The following is a 19,686-nucleotide window of genomic DNA, read 5'->3' as shown; positions in this document are numbered from 1 at the left end:
AATATAATAAGAAAATTTGTTACAAGAAGTTCTTTTTTCGCCTATATCACAAAAAAGAGATTAAATTATACAAAAAACAGGGATCCATTTACTTTGTATTTAGTAAGATCAATTGCCGGCACTATTTTTTTTATGATCTTTTTTTGCTGATCACTAACAAAATAATGGCATTCTAATTAAAAAGTTATTAATTAATGCTTTATTCCCCCAAATAGATAAAAGAGTTTACAACAACATAGGCAGAGCGGTTATTTATAGACTGGCCCGAACCTAATGTGGTAGACGTTGTTCCGGTAAAGGTATGGGTGTGATTTCCAGAGGCACCTGTAATACCTATTCCCACACCTCCAAATAAAGTGGGACTCACGGCACCTCCATGCCCTGTACCATTGTTGCCCGCACTTGTTCCGCCATATAAAAATGAGCCACCTGTATCTGAGTTGTGAGTGTGCGCACCAGAAGACAAGGCAGTGCCGCTGACAGTAGTTGTTAAATTGATATTAGGCAGATTGCTCTGTAAAATCGCAAACGAGTTACTTCCTCCTGTCTCCCCTATATTTTCTGTCGTATTTTTAGTTTTTAGGGTTCTATCTGTGGCATCAAACAAGTTCGTGGTTAAACCTAAACTTGCAGCCGCTGCCTGCGCTGCAACCGGAAGGGTGGAAATCGCTCTCCCGTTTAACAGATACCACCCGCTGTAATCTGCGGTTTTAAATGACTGCGTAATACTTCCGATGGGGTAGGATAAAAGAGTTTTGTTGATTTTTTCCCAAACACTCCCATTGTAATAATAGAATCCGTTGGCATCAATATTCTGGGCTTTTCCTGTCTGGCTGCCGGTAGTATAATCATTGATATATATAATAGTGGAAATTTCTACAGTTCCCATATTTTGTGCACGTTGGCGGTCAACTCGAGGAATTAGTATTCCGTCTGTATTGGTAAACGCCCCAGCAGGATTTATAGCGTTGATATCTAATGTTGATTGAGGTGTTGGTGTATTAATTCCGATCTGACCATAGGCTGCATTAAAGACTGACAACAATATAATTGATAATAATATTTTTTTACTCATGATTTTTCGTTTGATAATTTATTATAAATAATAACAGTTATTCACCTAAATAGATGAAAGTATTTACAGATAAGTAAGGAGATCTGTTATCAATTGACTCCCCTGCTCCGCCTAAAGGGGTATTTACCGTTCCACTGAATGTATGAGTGTGGGCTCCTGCGGCAGCTGTGTTGGCTCTCCAGTTTACTCCTCCCCAGGCTCCACTACCGGCATTACCATAGCCCTGCCCATTATTTCCGGCACTTGTTCCGGAAAGCAAATAAGCACTTCCCACTGCAGGACCATGCGCATGGGCTCCCGATGCGTCAGTTGTTCCATTTGTGGTGCTTGTAAGCGTTATATTGGGTAAATTACTCTGTGAAATTGCAAGCAGATTGCTTCCTCCAATAGCAGCTAAACTTTCTGCAGCACTTTTTGTTTTTAAAACCCTGTCGGATGCATTAGGAATGTTGGCTGTAAAGCCTAAAGCCTGTGCTTTTGCCTGAACTGTCGCCGGAAAAGAGGAAACAGCTCTTCCGTCTAATAAATACCATCCGTCATGATCAGTTGTTTTAACTGAATATTTTACATTTCCTATAAGAGAGCTTTTGTCGGTATAAAAAAGCTTTTCCCATACACTGCCACTGTAGTAGTAAAATCCTGTCTTATCAATATTCTGAGCTTTTCCTGTCTGGGTTCCCGTAGCAGAATTATTTATGTATATGATCGTAGACGTTTCAATAGAAGCCATGTTCTGTGCTCGCTGGCGATCAACACGAGGAACTAAAATCCCATCTGCATTGGTAAATGTTCCGGTAGAATTTATAGCCTTGATATCTAATGTTGATTGAGGAGCCGAAATATTAACTCCTATCTGGCCATATGTAATATTTACAATTGAAAGAAATACGATTGACGATAAATATATATTTTTTTTCATATCCAATGTCTGATAAGTTTTGGGGTTACAATAAAATTATTAGTTATGATCATTTTATTCACCTAAATAAATAAAAGTGTTCAATGCCAGATAAGCAGATCTGTTATCTATCGGCTGATTGGATCCTCCCAATGCAACAGTTACCGCTTGGGATAATGTATGGGTATGGGCTCCTGCGCTTGCTGTAGTACTTGCTACGCCTGTTCCTCCCCATGAACCGGGACTTCCGCCTCCATATCCTCCTCCGGGCAGTCCGGTAATTAAAAAACCTGAACCTTTATCAGGACCATGGGTATGGCTTCCTGCTGAATTTATCGTTATGTTTGCACTCCCCGGCAGTGATATATCCGGTAAATTGCTTTGAGCAATCGTGAAAGAATCATTTCCTCCCACAGTACCAATGCTTTCGGCCGTGCTTTTTGCTTTCAGCGTTTTATCCGTTGCATCGAATAGGTTTCCTGCCAGTCCCAGGCTTGCAGCTGCCGACTGGGCATTTGCCGGGAGACTCGCAATGGATCTTCCGTCTAAAAGATACCATCCCTCATGATCACCTGTTCTGGCAGAGTACTGAATATCTCCTAAAGAATATGATTGATTATTAAAACTAAGTTTTTGCCAAACGCTTCCGTCAAAATAATAGAAGCCTGCTTCATCAATATGAATGGCTTTTCCGGAGTTTGTTCCTGTAGATATATCATTTACATATATCATGGTAGAAGTTGCGACTGTAGCCATATTCTGTGCACGCTGCCTGTCGACATGCGGAATAAGAATTCCATCTGTATCCGTTAACGTACCTGTTGTATTTTTTGCTACAATGTCTAATGTTGCTTTCGGATCAATACTGTTAATACCCACCTGGGAAAACACCAAGCTACCTACCAGCAATAATGCTGTTGCATATAACTTTTTCATTTTTTGTATTGTTTTTTTTATAATTATTAAATTTTTCATGGTATTATTTTATTAGAAGCAAAGCAGCACGATCAAGAAATGCTTAAAGAGAAAATAATTTTTTGTTAACAACCGTTACAGATAATTCAACATTATAAGTATAAATAATAGGCTACTTTAGGAAATAAGTATTACTATTTTGCTGCTCAAAAAGTCAGCAGCTAATGCAATAGCAGTATTATTATCTAAAATAACTTTCACCATAATATATTTTTAAACTTTCCATTAATACTTCAGAAAGTCTATATGCTTTATTTGAAACAAAGACCTGCTAAAACAAGCCTTTGTTCAATAAAAATCACAGGGATTTATATAAACATTTGCGCTTTTATATCGTAATAAAAGTGAGGGACTTTTTATGTACGACTTGCGATTACTACAAATTTAATTTTTTGGATCCCAAAGAGGACGTACAAATTTGTACTAATACTACTACATGGTGTAGTAATTTTATTACATTCATAATAAGCATTCAAGAAATAGATCAAAAATTACCAGCTAAGCTTTGGGCTATAAAGACCACTTGATTTAGACGCTATCTGATATGTTTTCAGAGACATTGAATAAAACATAATAAATTAATAATTAATCCGTTATATTTGTATGATCCGGCAATGTGCCGGAAAACTCAACATCTCCTTATCCAACTCCCGATTTTAGCATATCTGTTTGTTCGCGTTAGGTAGACCAAACATGATTTTATGTCACAAAAAGTAAAATTCTCATCAGCTTCCGGTTCTCTTTTTTATGCAACTACCAGGAGCAGGGTAGATCAATTTTTCAGTCAGCATCAATTAAGCCAACATGCCAATTTCCAGATGTGGAGCAAGACTGTGTTTTTTCTTGCAGGATTTATTGGCATTTACCTTGTCATTATTTCGGGTATGCTGCCTACCTGGACGCTCTTGCCACTTGCGGCGGCACTGGGTATGTTTAGCGCCTTTGTAGGCTTCAATGTTTGTCATGATGCTATACATGGTGCGCTCTCGGGTAATAAAAGAGTGAATAAACTGTTCGGATTCATTTTTAATCTGATCGGTGCCAATCCATACGTTTGGAGCATTACCCACAATATAGTTCACCACACATATACAAATATTCCCGGGCACGATGAGGATATTGAGGTAGCACCCGGACTGATACGGATTGCCGAGGAAGACACAGTGAATCCCATTCAGCGATATCAGCATTGGTATGCGTTTCCGCTTTACAGCCTGGCTTCCCTGTCATGGGTTTTTCGTAAGGATTATGTGAAGTTTTTTCAGAAAAAAATTGGTGCGCATCAGAACAAGCACCCTAAGCTGGAGTATTTCAACTTATTTTTCTATAAAGCGCTTTATTACTTCCTGTTTATTGTATTGCCATTATTAGTTCTGGATGTAAGCTGGTGGCAGTTTCTGATAGGCTTTCTGGTTTTACATATTGCCGAAGGCCTGACAATGGGACTGGTCTTTCAGCTGGCCCATGTTGTTGAAGGCACCAATTTCCCGGTGCCTAATGAAACAGGGCAAATGGAAGAAGCATGGGCAGAGCACCAGATGCGTACAACAGCGAATTTTGCAACACATAATAAGCTTGCAGCATTTTTCCTGGGTGGGCTGAACAGGCAGATTGAGCATCACCTGTTCCCTAAAGTCTGCCATATACATTATGGAGACATCTCTGTCATTGTAAAGAAAACTGCGCTGGAATTCAATTTGCCTTATATTGAAAATAAGAGCTTTTTATCTGCACTGCGCTCGCATTTTCTAACGCTGAAAAAATTTGGCAAAGAGGCCGGCTGTTAATTAAAGTATATCAGGCATTTCATAGTGCTGAATCCCGTTTTGCTTAAAGAATTAATGCTCCACTCTTCCCATTCGCAAGGATAGGGATTATATCCGCATTTTAATGGTTAGAAGTATCCAACTTTAATAATTTCCTTTAAATTATTTTGTAAATTTGAGCAGCATTACTCATGTATTTAATGGCTTGCACTCAATTAGATATAAGTTTTTTTTAGGCAAATGAACAATTTTACTCCTTTAAATCTGAAATTAAAACAGGAAATAAATGACTGAAAAAGAAGAAAAATACACCCACTTTAGAATAGCTGTCCCGGCAGACTACGAAGAAGTTTTTTCTCATTTCTATTATGCGGAAAACAGATCTGCCGAAACCATTTCCAGAACATTTCTTCCTTCTTATCAGACAATTTTGATTTTCAATTTTGGTGCTCGAGCAATACTGGAGTCTAAAAAAAACACACAGCTTAAAATCAATAAATGCCTTGTTCTAGGCCCCATTAAATACTCTTTTAATTATTCATTGCCAACCGGGTCAGCAATATTGGTTGCCAATTTTAATGGTGATGCTTTCTACCGTTTTTTCGGCAATGCGTCGGTTGCGGAACATTTGCCCATTGATCCTGACGATCTGTTAAATGAAAATTGTTTTACAGCGCTATGGGGGGAATTGGATAAAATAGACGACCCAAATCTCCAGGTCAGCTACATTCTGGACTTTTGCAGACCTTATTTGAAACCCAGGAATGTAATTATCGAACAATTGACCAACTTTACGGACGATACCTTAAATCCAATTAAATCCGTAGCAGTTCAACAAAATCAAACCGAAAGAAATGTTCAGCTCAACCATAAAAAGTATTTAGGCTATACTGCAAAAGAAATTAATCGTCACCGGCGGTTTATAAAAGCCATTGAATTAATACAAACTGTTGCTTCAAAATCTGCTAAAATTGATTGGTTTGAGATCATTAGTGATTGCGGCTATTATGACCAGAGCCAGCTTATTCATGATTTTAAACATTATATCAACCTCAGCCCGACGAAATACCTCCGGTTTCAGGAAGAAATCTGTAATGCAAAATCAGACTAAAAAAATCCTTTTCGTTTTCTTACAATTTTAGCACTTTACCCATCGCTACTTTTGTTCTATCAAATAAAAAAGATAGAACAATGAAACACTTAATCATTTACGCGCACCCTAATGAGGCCAGCTTGAACCATCACTTATTGCAGACTGTAATAAATAGTCTGCAATCAAAAAATCATGAAATTCAAGTTCGTGATTTGTATCAAATCCATTTTGACCCGATTCTTTCATTGGAGGATATGGCAGGACAACGTATGGGGAAAGTTGCCGCCGATGTAAAGCAGGAACAAGATTGCATTGCCTGGGCAGATCATATTACCTTTATCTATCCAATCTGGTGGACGGGAATGCCCGCCATAATGAAAGGTTATATTGACAGAGTTTTCAGTTATGGTTTTGCTTATCGTTACGATCAGGGTATTCAAAAGGGGTTGCTGACAGGCAAACAGACAACCATAATAAACACACACGGAAAATCTCACGCTGAATATGAGAGTATAGGCATGAACAAGGCACTTTCACTTACATCCGACAAAGGAATTTTCACTTATTGTGGTCTTGAAATCATTCATCATTTCTTCTTTGACAGAGCTGATAGACCGGCCCCGGAAAGTGTAGAAGAATGGACGAACCAAATTATATCGGCTTATAATAACAATACTGTAACAATATAAAAAAAATATAAAGAAACATACTATTCGGATTTATTCTGTTCCTTAAAAACCTGCTCTGTAATAGGTTCTCTGAAATTACCTTGTTTGTACAATAGCTAAAAGTTCTTTTTCTAACCCGTTCCGGTCAGCAAGGCTATTGCTAAGCAGCACAAAACCTGAATTTAGTTTCGGTAAGCACTGCAGAGAGCTTCTTGATCCACCTGTGCCACCGCTATGCTCAAAAACCTGGTAGCCTTCAGGTGTGGTGTGTATAAACCAGTTCATACCCATCCCCTCACGTGCATTGCCAAAAGTAGGCTTATGGGATAAGGCTATCGGCTGAAGCTTTTCTGCATTGTTGGCAATAATATATTTTACCATGTCCATTGTGTTTGAGCGTAGGGCACCTAATGCGGGTAATTCAGGAACATCCCAAAAAGGAACCACTTCCCGATTTGCATTATGAGGATAAGCAATGCCCTTTGGCGGTATGCCTGTAAGGTTGATTCTTGTACTTTCCATTTTTAATGGACTGAGAATATAACGGGAGATTAGATTAAAATATTGCTCCTTATAAGCATCTTCTAAAATACATCCAAGTAAGCCTACTGCCATATTTGAGTAGGAATAAAGGCTTCCGGGAATGGTATCCATTTTCATCTCATGGAGCCCCTGATAAAGTAATTGCCGGGTATAATCAGAATAGGGATTATCCTCTTTATAATTTTTCCTTTCCCAGAGATTAGGAAATATGCGGGTTATCCGTGAGGTGTGATTGGCCAGGTCCCTAATTCTAATTGGAGTGCCCTTATAGGTGAGGTTTGGATAATCTCCTTTTATGTATTTGCGGATGTCGTCGTCCAATGCGACTTTTTTGTCTAATACCGCTTGGGCAAGGAGTATTCCGGTAAATGTTTTAGTCATTGAACCTATTTCGTACAAAGTAGTTTCAGAAGGAAGTATCTGATTTCCCTGCGCAGTTTCCCCATAATTATAGAATGATGTTTTTCCGCTGATCACCACACCGAGCGAAAGCCCTACTGCGCGTTTATCTTTAAAATAGGTTTTTACCCGCTGGTCAATAAGCGAGTCCAATCGGTTACGCATTGGATTATCTGTGCTGATTTTAAGGTTAATCATTTGGGCTTCCTGCGCGAAGCTGCCTGTCAGCATTAAAAAGGAAAAAACAATTGCCAGGAATGTTTTCATTGTTAAAGTTTTTGGCTATCAAATATAAAGAGAAATTTTCAACTGCGGCTCGCAATTAAATCGTAACTATCTATATACCAATAATATTCCTTAAAATGGTTGAAGCATGACAGTAATATAGTGTAATTAAACTAAACTTATCATCCCGTAATTTAATTTTATGAATGATAATAATTTACAGGTATATTAATTATCAGGCTTATGAAAGTAATTTAACCAAAAAATTTCGCTAAAATGATGAAAACTTTAGTTAAAATCATTAAGGTTATAGGTTTTATTTCAGAGGAAGTCCCAAAATACTATAAACGATACGATAATCTATAGCCCGGCCCGAAAAAAGGCTGATGTGAATTTCTTTGCGAAAAATCCCAAAATAAGATTTGTGTACTATATAAACTATTTTTTCATCTTCTTTATTTTCAGGAATTTCCAGCCCGTAAAGATCTTTTATTTCATGAGAGATCAAATCCGGAATCTCGCGGAAAGGAGAAGTGGCATACTCAGGTTTATTTTTTTCCATTTTTTAGTTTTAATAGCATGTTTTTAATTAAATGAAAAAATGATTAAGTCAAAAAGAGAATAGCTAATTCTTTTTTAAAGAAGATTTTCGCTGTCAATCGTGCTTTCATTTTGTATAAAAACCTACCAGGTAAATATAAGATGGTTTTTTAATGATTTAATATATTATTTTATAGACATTTGTCTATTCCGTTGTCAAAATTTGTCTACAATATAAATTCATTACCGTATAGTTGTAATTAATGTGAAAAAAAAATTATGATATTGTCATTCACAAAGCCAATTAATGGATAATTATATTTTATTGTAGAGCCTGTATTATTTGGAACTCTGAAGAAATATTTCAAATTTATCAATGGCTTAAATATTGTTTCAAATTAATTGTACATATTCTTATTATGAAAAGCCAAAAGCTGACAGCACTTTTAGTTATAATAGTGATTATCTTTTCGTGTAAAAACGAAAAGAAGGCGAACATCAGTTCGGTTTCCGACAATTCCGGTTTTGATAACAGCAATATCGATTCCACTAAAAACCCGTGTACTGATTTTGATGGCTTTGCTAACGGTAACTGGAAGAAGAAAAACCCGCTTCCCGCTACTGAAAGCAGGTGGGGCGCCTTTGAAATTCTTGATCGTGACAACAAAGCGAAACTACAAGGCATTGTAGATAGCATAAGTAAACTACCTGATCTCAAATCACATTCAGAATCGCAGCAGATCGCTGTTTTTTACCGATCTTATATGGATACAGCTACCATAGAAAAATTAGGCCTTTCACCGCTTGACAACTATTTTAAGCGTATCGATCATGTTAAAAATTATACCGAATGGATAAACGTCTCCGGGGAATTACAAAAGCTCGGTGTCCCAACTTTTATTAGCTATAAGGTAGAAGCGGATGCTCATAACAACCGAATGAATATCCTATACCTGGGCCAAGGCGGACTAACTTTGGGTGATAAAAGCTATTATGCGCTAAGTGAACCTAAAAATGCTACCCTAAAAGACAAAATGATCCGTCACATAGATATTATGTATAAAAGTGCTGGGTTTAAAGATGCCTCCCCCGGTTCCACAATCTATGAGCTGGAACAAAACATAGCCCATTTACAGCTTTCTGGTCTGATGTTGCGCGACCAGATAAAAACCTATAATAAGATGCCCGTCGGTGAGCTAAGCCGCATAGCACCACAATTTAATTGGGATGTGTTTTTAAAGGCACAAGGAATAGTTACCCAGACTGCTGTTATTGAAGACCGGGCGTATATGGGCAATTTAACCACTCTTCTACATAAAACACCATTAGCTACATTAAAATTATACACCCGGTGGCAGCTTCTATCCCATTTTGCACCCTACCTGCCACAAAAATACAGCAAACCCCATTTTGATTTTTTCGAAACAGTAATGGCTGGAAAAAAAGAACAAAAAAGTCGCAGGGATATGGCAATTAAAGAGTTGGAACAAGCACTGGGTATGCCTTTAGGTAAACTTTTTGTTCAGAAATATTTCCTGAAAACAGACAAACAAAAGATAAGTGAAATGATTGAAAATGTGCGTTGGGTCTATCATCAGCGTATAGACAGCCTAAGCTGGATGAGTAACAGTACCAAAGCATCAGCACATCATAAATTAAAGGCAATGACCTTCAAGATCGGCTATCCGGAAAAATGGCCCGACTATTCGGGGATCACCATACAGCCATTAAGATTGATAGACAATGTTATTTCTGTGGCAGTTTTTCATCATAAAGAGAACATTAATAAAATTGACAAGCCGGTAGATAAAAACGAATGGCATGCAACACCGCAGACCGTTGACGCTTTCTACGATCAATATACTAACAGCGCCTGTTTCCCTGCTGGTATCCTGCAGCCACCTTTTTATAATCACAAAGCAGATGATGCCATAAATTATGGTGCTATAATCGCCGCGATAGGGCATGAAATAACTCATGCTTTCGATGACAGAGGCTCTAAGTTTGACGCTTCAGGTAATTTAAATAACTGGTGGACAGCAACAGACAGACGTAATTTTGAAAACCTCACAAAACAATACATTAATTATTTTAACCGAATCGAGGGACAGCCGGGACTACACATTAACGGACAACTTACCATAAGTGAAAACATAGCCGATCTTGGAGGCCTTACTTTGGCCTATCATGCGCTTAAAAAAAGTTATGATAAAAAAAAGCAGCCTGCACCCATCAACGGCTTTACCTGGCAGCAACGTTTCTTTTTAGGATGGGCACAAATGTGGCATGGCAACATCAGTCCTGAGGCTTTGCGTAATGAACTAAAAACCAATCCTCATGTACCTTTCAGATTTAGGATAAATGGCCCGCTGGCACAAATGCAGGAATTTAAACAGGCATGGAGCTGCTATAAAAAAGATTCAGCCAATATGAATACCAAAGGGATAGAGATTTGGTAACCATTAAGGATTTGTATCTAAAACCTTAAGCTTGTATTTCATTCACGAATTCTGATGATTTCTGTTCAGACATAGGTGAAAATGACATTTCCAGTCTTGGCCCCTAACCGTCTTATAATTCCTGCTTTGATGCCGCAGATTCAGCCGGTAATAAATGGTGTTTCGTTTTTCAATTTGGACATTTTATTTTGATTTTTAATTATACATGAAATATTACTGATCCTTTGGTAATCCCGGATTCAAGATCCTGATGAGCTTTTGCCGCATCCGCTAAAGGATAGACTGTAGGATTAATATCTCCCAATATACCGTTGCGCAGCGCTTCGAATACATCTGCCGTTGCAACATCCACACTGGCCCTGTCCGGAAGGTAATTGCTAAGAGCAGGACGCACCAGCGTAATTTTTTTTACACTCAAAGTCTCGTTATCAATCTCCGGTGTTCCTGAAGAAGACCCAAAAAGTATGTAGGTTCCTTTATTTTTAATCACCTCAAGAGATGACTTAAATGTGGCTTTTCCAACACCGTCAAAAACAGCGTCAACCCCGGTACCATTTGTAAAGCTTCTCACAGATTCAACCAGATCCTCAGTATCAAGTGCAATTATATGATCAATTCCATTAGCAATAGCTTGTGCTCGTTTACTGTTGGTTCCGATGGTTCCGATTACTGTGGCTCCCAACGCTTTTGCCCATCTGCTTACCAATGAGCCAACTCCTCCTGCGGCTGCATGCACCAATATTATATCTCCCCGCTTTACCGGATATGCCTGTTTGATAAGCATTCTGGCAGTTAAACCTTTAGCCATAATGGCTGCTGCCTGGTCAAAAGATACATCTTCTGGAAGTTTGATCAGTTCTGAGTCATTGATCAGTCTGCGTTCTGTATAAGCTCCCAAAGAGAAAAAATACCCCACTCTGTCTCCAGCTTGAAAATCTGTCACATTTTCTCCGACAGACTCTATAATTCCAGCAGCTTCAACACCTATTGTTGCAGGAAATTCATTAATTGGAAAACTCCCATTACGAAACATTACATCCACAAAGTTCAGTGCGATCGCTTCCTGACGAAGTACAACCTGATTTGCCGAAGGTTTACCAACCGTAGCTTTACCATATTCTAATACAGAAGGTGCCCCTTGTTTGTGCATGCGGATCATACCGCTTTCATTATTTTTTACCATTTTTTTAATTTTTGATTAAACTTTTTTGACAGGACAAAGTTGCGGTAAGTCTGAAATCTGCACATTGATAAATGCAGTAAATTTTAATTGATATTTATCAATTATAGGGTAGTTTTTGTAATTTTACGTATAAATTTTAATACATCTTCCATTGGCAATAATCTCTTTCGAACCCTTTTTCAGTTATGTTGAGTCTAAATCTGCCCTTATTTTAAATGCGCAGGAAAAAGAACTTTTAGAATCTGCTTTTAAAGCAAAGCATTTACGCAAGAAACAGTATCTCCTGCAGGAAGGGGATATATGCCGGTACATGTCGTTTATTGTAAAGGGATCGGGCCGCATGTATTCAGTAAATGATAAAGGGCAGGAGCATATCATCAGGTTTGCTATTGAAAACTGGTGGCTCGGAGACTATGAAAGTTATAACTTCAATACGCCTTCTCTATATAATATTGAAGTGCTGGAAGATTCCGAAGTACTGATGATTGAACACGGCCAGATGCAGAAGCTCGCCGGTTCTATACCTGCCATCGATTTAATGATTAGAGAAATCGACAGGAAAGGAGCTGTAGCCACCCAAAAACGCATCCATTCTGCAATTAGTGAGGGTGCTGAGGAACGTTATGATAATCTGATAAAAAATTATCCGGAATTTCTGAACCGTTTTCCACAAAATATGATCGCTTCCTATCTCGGTATATCTCCTGAAACATTGAGCCGTATCCGTAAAAATATGTTGAAAAAGTAATCTCTGTATTCCTCTTGATAAATGTCAAGAAAAATTCTTAATAAAGGTCATCGTCGGGAGAAATGGGAATTCATAATTTTACATTATAATTAAACAGTTAAATAATATGGAAACTCAATCAATTCTTTTACAGGACAGCTTATTATTAATTTGGAATAATCGTAATTCAGGTGAAAGGCTGAAATTAATGGAGAAAATCTACGCTCCTGACATCAAGTTCTTTGAAAATGACCAGAGCGAACCTTTCATAGGTTATGAGGCTATTGATAATCTTATTCAAAAATTACAGCAAGACTGGCCTGACAATTTTGAATTTAAGCTTACTACAGCTCCCAAATCCAATCACAATATTCAACACATCAGTTGGCAACTCGGTATTTCCGGTCAACAATCTGTAGCTGCAGGTGCAGATGTGGCAATCATTGAAGAAGGAAAAATAAAATCATTGTACCTTTTTCTGGCAGTTTAGGCTTATCACAGATCTAATTTATCTGTTTTAATATTCAGATAGATTAAAAAATAATATTTCTGAATTTAAGTACAATTGGACAAAATAGAAAAGAGAAAATGTAATTATTTAATTATCAATAATATACAAATTCTCTTTTTATTAAAAACCTTGCCCTTTCCTGACAAAATTCGAACTTTTTTCTACAAGATTTGAGGCGATTATATGCACTAGATTAGCAGTATAAAAGGCTTATTGTATAACATATATTTCAATTACTGCTTAAACTGTCCTAATTTTCCACTCTAGCATTTAAACTTTAATAATTGTCTCTAAACCTTCTCCACTTCTGGGAAATTTGTTTAACACTATTTTAACTATAAAAATAGTGATAGAATCTGTATTAGTTATTATTTTTGAATAACTAATAATATAGTGATAGCTAAAAAACAAATAATGGTCTACTACAAACTCGACCGGAATAGGTCAACAATCATTCTATTTTCAGATTACTTTCCTGATCAAAATTTTAGTATCTGCACTGCTAATAAATCAATTTACAACGAGAAAAAAGTCTGAAAGATCTGGTTTAAAATATATTGCAGATTGCTTAATTGAATGGACTGATATTAAATAAATCCAATTAATTATCTAAATAAAATTGATACTAATTATGAAATACTTCGTTTCTTTTATCTTTTTTTTAATCACACACTTTGAAATAGACGCTCAAACAACAATTTCTGAAACAGAAAAAATTGAAGTTGTCAATGCCGTGAGTAAAACAATGATCAATTCCTATGTGTTTCCAGACATAGGATTAAATATGGGAAAGCTGATTACTGGTAATCTCAAGAAAAAAGTTTATGCTTCCTTTACAGACCCGGTTGAATTTGCATCAAAACTTACACAAGACTTATTTTCGGTAAGTCACGATAAACATATCCGGGTTTTCTTCGACCCCGAATGGGTATCAGCAGCCAGAAAGGCAAACTCAAAGCAGGATAGCCTTGATATTTTATATAGAGATTTGCCCATTTGGAAGAAAGAGAATTTTGGATTTAAGGAGATCAAAATCTTGCCGGGAAATATCGGCTACTTAAAGCTGGATGGCATGATGGACATCAAATTTGGCGGCGAGACGGGCGTTGCCGCGATGAATTTTTTATCTAATGCTGATGCTTTAATAATTGATTTTAGAGAAAATCGCGGCGGTTCAAACATGGGAACATTAGTTGCAAGTTACCTATTTGACGGGGAGCCTGTCCAACTTGCCGAGTTACATTTAAGGGAAAATAACAAAATCATTCAGGAATGGACTTTGCCACATGTACCGGGAAAACGGATGCCAAACACTCCAGTTTATATTTTGACCAGCAATATTACCTTTTCAGCGGCCGAAGCCATTACCCAACGGTTAAAAGTACTGAAACGGGCCATAATAATTGGCGAGAAAACGGCCGGTGGCGCACATATTACAGAGCAACGGGCTGCTACCAACCGTTTCACGGTATTTGTCCCTTATGGCAGATCTATTGGCGATCCTACTAAGGATACAGATTGGGAAGGCGTTGGCGTAATTCCTGATATTGAAACCAAATCTGAAGAAGCTTTTAATACCGCATACATCACTTCTTTAGAAAACTTATTAAAAACCAGCAAAGACACAACCAATACTTACAAATGGCATATTGATAATCTGAAAGCGAAAAGCAAACCGTTTCCGAACAATGCTTTTGCTGCAAAATATGTTGGCCTATATGGTGATATTGTAATAAGGAATGAAAACGGGCAATTGACCTACCAGAAAGGCAAGAATTCTATTTATCATCTGATAGGTTTGTCAAAAGACACCTATATAGTAGACGAAATACCTTATCTGAGAATTCAGTTTATCGAAGAAAATAACGAAGCCGTTGCTTTAAACAGACTTTATGAAGACGGCTCTGTGAGAAAAACTAATAAGAATAAATGATAATTCGTCTAAAATTATTTACTTGCTGTGAAAATATCATGTCTTTTGTCATTGGCGTGCTCCTATAGCTTATTTTAGCAATCCAATATTATCATCCATGTCGGAGTGAACCTACAAACACCATAATAACATACTTTTAGCAATGAAAAAAAAGACAATAATACGGTTGGCATTCATCTTTGCCGTTTCGGTTTCAGTTAATTCGAATGCTCAGCGTTACGTGGAAAATAACAGGATAATAGACACTCTTGAAATTCTCAAGAGCAAAAAACTGCTGAACGATCTTAACACCGATAATTTTAAAAGAAAAGTGCATACCGGCATTAAAAGCGCTATACCCTACAGGCTTCTGTCTCCAAAAGAGGTTATCCCTGGAAAAAAGTATCCTTTGGTGATCACATTTCATAATTCTTCGCGAATTGGGAATGACAACCAAAACCAGTTAAAACCTTTAGCAAGAATATGGATAAGGGATGAAATTTACAGGAATTTCAACTGTTTCGTGATAGCGCCACAATTTAACAAGAGGTCATCGGATTATGTGAAGGGTGATGATGACATATTAAAATCATTACCCTCGAATGACGTTCATGAGATACTTAAGCTGATTGACGAGACGGAAAAAAATTATCCTGTTGACAGGCGTAGGATTTTTCTCATCGGTTATTCAATGGGCGCTTCGACTGCACAGAATTTATTCAGTTTGAGGCCTGAGAAATTTGCAGCCTTGATTTCAATCGCCGGTGTTGCTGATTTTTCAAATATTGAAAAGCTTAAGAGAAAAAAGATATGGCTTATTCATGGAAAACAGGATATAGACAATCCTTATATGGTAAGCGAAGAACTTTACAGGAAATTGGCTGGCAATAAAAAGTTAATATTTTCCTCCTATAAAAATTTAGACCATAACAATATTATGGTTCCTTTTTTGTTGACTGAGGATATTCCCAAGTGGTTATTTGAAGCTGATAAATAATAGTTATGCAGAATCTTCTTCTAATATATAATTTATTGATTGTCAGCTTTTCGATAAATAATTATGCTTTACAATAAGTTGTAATAGATTCCGCCAAAATATTTTATTCCTAAGATCTTATGTACTATAAACCTTCAATAATTAAGAATCGCTGCAACGGCTTCAAAATTAATGATTTGTCTGGTAGAAACGGTGAACATCAATTTTTCAACTGCGCCATATCTTTTTAATGGGTAAACTTCAAGTGATTCTGGAATTAATTCTCGCCTTATATTGTTGCCTCGGAGAAATAAATAACCTTATGAACGGTTCAGTTGGTTCAACAGCTCTGTAGGTGCGTATCCAAATTGTTTTTTGAAAGCAAAAGAAAAGTGGGATAGATTTTCGAAACCTGTTTCATAACAGACATCGATCGGCTTTCTTTTTTTTTCCACAAATTGATAGTGCGCAAGTTCCAGACGTTTTTGGGTAAGCCAACGTTGAGGCGTGCTGTTAAAAACTTTGCTGAAATCCCGCTTAAAAGTAGTAAGGCTTCGCCCTGTCAAATAACTGAACTTTTCTAAAGGAAGATTGAACATAAAGTTCTTTTCCATATAATTAGCTAAATCAATTTTTCCGGGCTCTTCAAAATTTGCAAGAACATTATCGATCTGTTTGTCTATATTCCGGAGAATTGTGATTGCTTCTGTTATTTTCAGGGATGCAATATCTGAGGGAAGCTCTTCCATTCCAAAATAAGGAATAACCGAAGAAAGGCAGCTTTCCAGCAAAGGATGATTGTTGAACACAAATATTTTTGGTGTCTCCGATAATTTTGGTCTTACATCCAGATTAGCATAGAACTCTCTTAGTTTTTCTGTGGTAAGGTGCATCACAACCGTCTTATGCGGTTCCCCGTCCCTCGGGTAATTGATAATGGTAGCCAGTTGATTCCTCGGAATGAGAAAGATATCTCCTTTCCTGAAAAAGTAGGTCGCGTCTGCCTGGACAATTTTTGTTTCACCTGAGATAAACCAGATGAGCATATGATGGTCGAACATAATATCCGACTTAAAAAACTTATCCTCATAACAGGAAAGCTTGATATCCTCTGTTATATATTTTGCTTGGTATTCCATCTGCCAGTTCTTTAATTAAAATTTATCAAATAGTTGTCCGAACTGCTGACCGGCAAACGGTAAACAGTGGAGATAATGCTTAAAATTATTAAATTTTTCATAGAATAAATCTATTTGTCATTAAACCAACAGCTTTACTATTTGTCGGTTGTTTGCCTCAAAGTTATATGGACTGCCCGCCGACTAAAAAGTTTGCCCCCGTAATGTAAGATGATTCGATCTGCCAATATATCCCTTATTTAGATTTTTTGCTGCATTTTCAATTGCCTCTTTCTTCTACCCGTGATAATTACTTTTGCACCTTTTTCACTTAGAAATTTCGCCGCAGCATAGCCAATGCCGCTGTTGCCGCCCGTAATGACGGCAACTCTATACTCCAAATTTTCCATTTTAATATTTTTTATATATCATTGAATTTCACACCTGTCATTTTTTCGCTCAATGTCCATAAGCGTTTAGCATTATCTTTATCTACCGAATATGCTTTTACCCCGTGCGATATATTTTGATCCGAAGCCAGTTCAGCCACATCGCAATCTTCACAGTAGACACCTCCAAGATCATTAAGCAACGGACTTGTGGCACACCAGATGGTAGTAGCAGCACCCTGCGGTATGTTTTTGAGGGAAGCGGCTACTTCGGGCAACATATTGCCGTTTTCATCCAAAAATCCCATTTTCTGAAATAATTCCAAAGACGCTTCTCTTCCCAGTTCGGTACCACCGATAGAACCGGGATGAAGGGAATAACTACGGATATTTTGGCCTTTGCCGCGCTCATCAAGTTCCATTGCAAATAAATTAGTGGCAGTTTTGGATTGCCCATAAGCCTGTAAAGTTTCGTACTCACGGTGCAGGAAATTGGGATCTTCGAAATTGAATGGTGCAAAATGATGTCCTTGAGATGAAACACTAACTACCCTTGCGCCGCTGGCCTTTTCCAGGGCAGACCAAAGTTTTGCTGTCAACTGAAAATGGGCCAGATGATTGGTAGCCAATTGCGATTCGATACCCCTGTTGTCTTTGCGGAGCGGAACCCACATAATACCGGCATTGTTGATCAGTATATGCAGTGGCCGCCCTGATGCAATGAAGGTTTCAGCAAAAGCATCTATGGAAACCGGATCCATTAAATCCATAGATTCAATTTCTACATTAGAAATGCCTTCCAGATTTCGCTTAGCTTTGTCAGTATCCCGGGCAGGAACAATCACTGTGGCTCCAGCGCCGGCTAATGTTTTGGTCGTTTCCAGACCGATGCCTGTATTACCACCGGTAATGACGACGATTTTTCCGGTAAGATCAATATCCCTGATCACATCCTTACTTGTCGATTTTGCATTGAAGCCGGAACCTATTGGTTGCTGCAGGGCTCCCTGATAATTGTTTTGTACCATTTTTTTAATTATTAATTGTTGTTGATACAAAAGTAGAATAGAAACAGCGAGGGAGGTTTGTTCAAAAGACCGAATCAACTTTGTTCAAAAGACCAGCTTAATAGGGACATCCACAACATAATCAAGATTTCAGGTTTTTTAACAAAACTATTAGAATCCGGAAAATCCTTGATGTCCGAATTGGTAATATTTTATTATGATCAGGATCTCTACCTAGTTGATGCAAATGTAGACCGGCACCACGACAAAACTCGTCGTACTGGAGAAATTTGATTTAATTAATTATTTTATTTTGAATATCTTAGCAAAAAACATGTATACAATTAAGTCTTTAAGCTTTACCATTACACTTATTTGCATTAGCACAATGGGGGTTTTCGCTCAAAAAGTAAAAAGAGTTGGAGCCACAAAACCGAAAACCGAAAATACAGAACCATTTATCACTGTTTCTGCACCATCAAATGGAGTTGCACCTACTTCCCCAGATGTAAAAGCAAATTTTAAGGGTGGGCAATCTGCATTAAAGCTTTTTATTTCCGAGAATTTAAAATATCCGAAAATGGCGCTTGAAAATGAGGTGCAGGGTGTTTTAATTGTAGAACTTGTGATCGACAAAGATGGTACTCCGCGCTTTCACAAATTTGTTAGGCAATTAGGTTACGGCTGTGAGGAAGAAGCGAAGAGATTAATTAAAGAAATGCCAAAATGGAATCCTGCGTTATTAAATGGAAAACCTATTGATTACAATTATACGCTGATGATAAGTTTTAAGCCAACCAATTAATAAAAAACAACGCTTAGTCCTGCACAATTTATCCTAAAGATTAGGAACTGCGAATATCTATCGATAATCTGGCTTTAACCGTCAAAAATTTAAATAAAACCTATCAAACAATGCTAACCTCTGGTGCTATCTCCGTTTCCGCTCCGGCACCGGCTGCTCAGAAAGGGAACAAGTTTTGCCTACGTGAAAGATCCTGAGGGCAATTTGATCGAGCTGATGCAGTTGCCATAGACGGCCTGCGAAATCTGCTCACTTATTTTCCGGCTACAGTTCCACGATGATTCCTACCCCAGTCGATTGCGATCTTTCGGGACAAATGTCTTTTGGAAAAGAGGCGTTATAATAATGAGGCAGTCAAAGGAAGAATTTGGATGTCAGTGGCTTATGTTAGTAACCTTCTATATGATAAATCATTTC

The 19,686-nt window shown here is 37.6% G+C and carries 18 protein-coding genes; 9 read left to right on the top strand and 9 right to left on the bottom strand.

Annotation, left to right across the window (positions count from 1 at the left end):
- Nucleotides 1-199: 199 nt before the first annotated feature.
- The 3 genes from BLT04_RS15945 to BLT04_RS15935 are packed head-to-tail and all read right to left on the bottom strand — an operon-like array spanning nt 200 to nt 2,909.
- The gene (locus BLT04_RS15945; protein ID WP_089756792.1) at nt 200-1,075 is read right to left on the bottom strand and encodes a hypothetical protein; all 876 of its coding nucleotides are present in this window, start codon (nt 1,073-1,075) and stop codon (nt 200-202) included.
- Nucleotides 1,076-1,112: 37 nt separating this feature from the next.
- Nucleotides 1,113-1,994, bottom strand: coding sequence for a hypothetical protein (locus BLT04_RS15940; protein WP_089756791.1), 882 nt, complete (start codon nt 1,992-1,994; stop codon nt 1,113-1,115).
- 54 nt (nt 1,995-2,048) lie between these two features.
- Nucleotides 2,049-2,909: a hypothetical protein gene (locus BLT04_RS15935; protein ID WP_139166267.1), complete on the bottom strand. Its 861-nt coding sequence runs from the start codon at nt 2,907-2,909 to the stop codon at nt 2,049-2,051.
- 740 nt (nt 2,910-3,649) lie between these two features.
- On the opposite strand from BLT04_RS15935, the gene BLT04_RS15930 reads away from it, so the two are divergent.
- The 3 genes from BLT04_RS15930 to BLT04_RS15920 all read left to right on the top strand — a co-directional run bounded on the left by BLT04_RS15930 (nt 3,650) and on the right by BLT04_RS15920 (nt 6,496).
- Nucleotides 3,650-4,735: a fatty acid desaturase family protein gene (locus tag BLT04_RS15930; RefSeq protein WP_089756789.1), complete on the top strand. Its 1,086-nt coding sequence runs from the start codon at nt 3,650-3,652 to the stop codon at nt 4,733-4,735.
- Nucleotides 4,736-5,000: 265 nt separating this feature from the next.
- On the top strand, nt 5,001-5,825 hold the full coding sequence (locus BLT04_RS15925; RefSeq protein WP_089756788.1) for a helix-turn-helix domain-containing protein: 825 nt from the start codon (nt 5,001-5,003) through the stop codon (nt 5,823-5,825).
- A gap of 80 nt (nt 5,826-5,905) precedes the next feature.
- Nucleotides 5,906-6,496: an NAD(P)H-dependent oxidoreductase gene (locus tag BLT04_RS15920; protein WP_089756787.1), complete on the top strand. Its 591-nt coding sequence runs from the start codon at nt 5,906-5,908 to the stop codon at nt 6,494-6,496.
- Nucleotides 6,497-6,571: 75 nt separating this feature from the next.
- Here the strand turns inward: BLT04_RS15920 and BLT04_RS15915 are convergent, their stop codons facing one another.
- Nucleotides 6,572-7,684 carry a serine hydrolase domain-containing protein gene (locus tag BLT04_RS15915; RefSeq protein WP_089756786.1) on the bottom strand — a complete coding sequence of 371 codons (1,113 nt, stop codon included), beginning with the start codon at nt 7,682-7,684 and terminating at the stop codon, nt 6,572-6,574.
- A gap of 274 nt (nt 7,685-7,958) precedes the next feature.
- Entirely contained in the window at nt 7,959-8,204 is a 246-nt protein-coding gene (locus tag BLT04_RS15910) for a hypothetical protein (protein ID WP_089756785.1), read from the bottom strand.
- A 397-nt stretch (nt 8,205-8,601) separates the two neighbouring features.
- Between BLT04_RS15910 and BLT04_RS15905 the strand changes: the two genes are divergently transcribed.
- The gene (locus BLT04_RS15905; protein ID WP_089756784.1) at nt 8,602-10,641 is read left to right on the top strand and encodes a M13 family metallopeptidase; all 2,040 of its coding nucleotides are present in this window, start codon (nt 8,602-8,604) and stop codon (nt 10,639-10,641) included.
- Nucleotides 10,642-10,840: 199 nt separating this feature from the next.
- Here the strand turns inward: BLT04_RS15905 and BLT04_RS15900 are convergent, their stop codons facing one another.
- Entirely contained in the window at nt 10,841-11,824 is a 984-nt protein-coding gene (locus BLT04_RS15900; protein ID WP_089756783.1) for a quinone oxidoreductase family protein, read from the bottom strand.
- 151 nt (nt 11,825-11,975) lie between these two features.
- On the opposite strand from BLT04_RS15900, the gene BLT04_RS15895 reads away from it, so the two are divergent.
- The 4 genes from BLT04_RS15895 (at nt 11,976) to BLT04_RS15880 (ending at nt 15,971) form a co-directional block, all read left to right on the top strand.
- On the top strand, nt 11,976-12,572 hold the full coding sequence (locus BLT04_RS15895) for a Crp/Fnr family transcriptional regulator (protein WP_228421986.1): 597 nt from the start codon (nt 11,976-11,978) through the stop codon (nt 12,570-12,572).
- Nucleotides 12,573-12,678: 106 nt separating this feature from the next.
- On the top strand, nt 12,679-13,041 hold the full coding sequence (locus BLT04_RS15890) for a hypothetical protein (RefSeq protein ID WP_089756782.1): 363 nt from the start codon (nt 12,679-12,681) through the stop codon (nt 13,039-13,041).
- Nucleotides 13,042-13,693: 652 nt separating this feature from the next.
- Entirely contained in the window at nt 13,694-14,995 is a 1,302-nt protein-coding gene (locus tag BLT04_RS15885; RefSeq protein WP_089756781.1) for a S41 family peptidase, read from the top strand.
- 142 nt (nt 14,996-15,137) lie between these two features.
- Nucleotides 15,138-15,971 carry a carboxylesterase family protein gene (locus BLT04_RS15880; protein WP_089756780.1) on the top strand — a complete coding sequence of 278 codons (834 nt, stop codon included), beginning with the start codon at nt 15,138-15,140 and terminating at the stop codon, nt 15,969-15,971.
- A 299-nt stretch (nt 15,972-16,270) separates the two neighbouring features.
- On the opposite strand, the gene BLT04_RS15875 is transcribed toward BLT04_RS15880, so the two are convergent.
- The 3 genes from BLT04_RS15875 to BLT04_RS15865 all read right to left on the bottom strand — a co-directional run bounded on the left by BLT04_RS15875 (nt 16,271) and on the right by BLT04_RS15865 (nt 18,485).
- The gene (locus BLT04_RS15875) at nt 16,271-17,089 is read right to left on the bottom strand and encodes a helix-turn-helix domain-containing protein (RefSeq protein ID WP_089756779.1); all 819 of its coding nucleotides are present in this window, start codon (nt 17,087-17,089) and stop codon (nt 16,271-16,273) included.
- 239 nt (nt 17,090-17,328) lie between these two features.
- Entirely contained in the window at nt 17,329-17,478 is a 150-nt protein-coding gene (locus BLT04_RS15870; protein WP_089756778.1) for an SDR family NAD(P)-dependent oxidoreductase, read from the bottom strand.
- Between the two features lie 11 nt (nt 17,479-17,489).
- Nucleotides 17,490-18,485, bottom strand: a complete 996-nt coding sequence (locus tag BLT04_RS15865; protein WP_089756777.1) for an SDR family NAD(P)-dependent oxidoreductase — start codon at nt 18,483-18,485, stop codon at nt 17,490-17,492.
- Between the two features lie 313 nt (nt 18,486-18,798).
- On the opposite strand from BLT04_RS15865, the gene BLT04_RS15860 reads away from it, so the two are divergent.
- The gene (locus tag BLT04_RS15860; protein WP_089756776.1) at nt 18,799-19,269 is read left to right on the top strand and encodes an energy transducer TonB; all 471 of its coding nucleotides are present in this window, start codon (nt 18,799-18,801) and stop codon (nt 19,267-19,269) included.
- Nucleotides 19,270-19,686: the final 417 nt, after the last annotated feature.

The organism is Chryseobacterium soldanellicola (assembly GCF_900100115.1).
GTDB lineage: Bacteria > Bacteroidota > Bacteroidia > Flavobacteriales > Weeksellaceae > Chryseobacterium > Chryseobacterium soldanellicola.
This window is presented reverse-complemented; position numbering and strand designations above follow the sequence as displayed.

Bases quoted from the DNA above. Each gene is read 5' to 3' on its own strand.
- BLT04_RS15860 (WP_089756776.1), top strand. From the start codon at position 18,799: ATGTATACAATTAAGTCTTTAAGCTTTACCATTACACTTATTTGCATT.
- BLT04_RS15865 (WP_089756777.1), bottom strand. From the start codon at position 18,485: ATGGTACAAAACAATTATCAGGGAGCCCTGCAGCAACCAATAGGTTCC.
- BLT04_RS15880 (WP_089756780.1), top strand. From the start codon at position 15,138: ATGAAAAAAAAGACAATAATACGGTTGGCATTCATCTTTGCCGTTTCG.
- BLT04_RS15930 (WP_089756789.1), top strand. From the start codon at position 3,650: ATGTCACAAAAAGTAAAATTCTCATCAGCTTCCGGTTCTCTTTTTTAT.
- BLT04_RS15900 (WP_089756783.1), bottom strand. From the start codon at position 11,824: ATGGTAAAAAATAATGAAAGCGGTATGATCCGCATGCACAAACAAGGG.
- BLT04_RS15945 (WP_089756792.1), bottom strand. From the start codon at position 1,075: ATGAGTAAAAAAATATTATTATCAATTATATTGTTGTCAGTCTTTAAT.
- BLT04_RS15915 (WP_089756786.1), bottom strand. From the start codon at position 7,684: ATGAAAACATTCCTGGCAATTGTTTTTTCCTTTTTAATGCTGACAGGC.
- BLT04_RS15925 (WP_089756788.1), top strand. From the start codon at position 5,001: ATGACTGAAAAAGAAGAAAAATACACCCACTTTAGAATAGCTGTCCCG.
- BLT04_RS15920 (WP_089756787.1), top strand. From the start codon at position 5,906: ATGAAACACTTAATCATTTACGCGCACCCTAATGAGGCCAGCTTGAAC.
- BLT04_RS15940 (WP_089756791.1), bottom strand. From the start codon at position 1,994: ATGAAAAAAAATATATATTTATCGTCAATCGTATTTCTTTCAATTGTA.
- BLT04_RS15935 (WP_139166267.1), bottom strand. From the start codon at position 2,909: ATGAAAAAGTTATATGCAACAGCATTATTGCTGGTAGGTAGCTTGGTG.
- BLT04_RS15890 (WP_089756782.1), top strand. From the start codon at position 12,679: ATGGAAACTCAATCAATTCTTTTACAGGACAGCTTATTATTAATTTGG.
- BLT04_RS15870 (WP_089756778.1), bottom strand. From the start codon at position 17,478: ATGGAAAATTTGGAGTATAGAGTTGCCGTCATTACGGGCGGCAACAGC.
- BLT04_RS15875 (WP_089756779.1), bottom strand. From the start codon at position 17,089: ATGGAATACCAAGCAAAATATATAACAGAGGATATCAAGCTTTCCTGT.
- BLT04_RS15905 (WP_089756784.1), top strand. From the start codon at position 8,602: ATGAAAAGCCAAAAGCTGACAGCACTTTTAGTTATAATAGTGATTATC.
- BLT04_RS15910 (WP_089756785.1), bottom strand. From the start codon at position 8,204: ATGGAAAAAAATAAACCTGAGTATGCCACTTCTCCTTTCCGCGAGATT.
- BLT04_RS15885 (WP_089756781.1), top strand. From the start codon at position 13,694: ATGAAATACTTCGTTTCTTTTATCTTTTTTTTAATCACACACTTTGAA.